Here is a 637-nt window from a genome sequence, read left to right on the forward strand (position 1 = left end):
ACCAGCTTCAGCAGGCGCATGCTGATCTCGTGCTGGCTGCGGCCGTTCTGACGGTCCAGCCACCCGACGAGGCGGAAGATCGGCACCCACGGGTCAGGGACGTGACGGGCGGGCGGGGTCTGAGAAGATGTGGACACGGTCCACGCTCCTGTTCTTCAGGGTTCTGGTGGTGTGGATCGAGGCCGTTCCCCGTGCTTGGCCGTTCGGGGGGCGGCCTCTTTGCCGCTCAGGCGGCGGCGCGGGCCGGCTCAGCCAGCGAGCTGGAGTTCCGCGGCCTGTTCCTGAGGGCCGATGACGGAGCGGCCGACGACTCGGCTGCCGGAGCGTCGGCCGCGGCGGGTCGGGGCGTTGCGGTGCATCGCGTAGATCTCGGCCAGGTCGTCGTCGCTGAAGACGAGCTGGCCGTTGAGGCGGCTGTGGGGGAAGGGCTTGCCGCGCTTGTCACCGGGCTTGCGGTTGGCTCCGTCGCGGAGCCACCGGCGGCCGGTCGTGTCGTTCTCGTCCTCGGCGAGGCCGAGGATCACGACGGCCTTCTCGACCCTGTAGTAGCCCTGCGGGGTGGGGGCGGGCTTACGGGGAGACATGTCACCTCTTCTCTGGGGGGTTGTCCTGCGGGGGTTCGATGAGTTGCTGGGAG

1 protein-coding gene is annotated in these 637 nt (G+C 69.7%); it reads right to left on the reverse strand.

What is annotated here, in order from left to right:
• Positions 1–248: 248 nt before the first annotated feature.
• Positions 249–584 (reverse strand): hypothetical protein, encoded by a 336-nt coding sequence (locus tag IE153_RS41295; protein WP_189594813.1) that lies wholly within the window; start codon positions 582–584, stop codon positions 249–251.
• Positions 585–637: the final 53 nt, after the last annotated feature.

The organism is Streptomyces massasporeus (assembly GCF_014648995.1).
In the GTDB taxonomy this organism is placed as follows: Bacteria; Actinomycetota; Actinomycetes; order Streptomycetales; family Streptomycetaceae; genus Streptomyces; species Streptomyces massasporeus.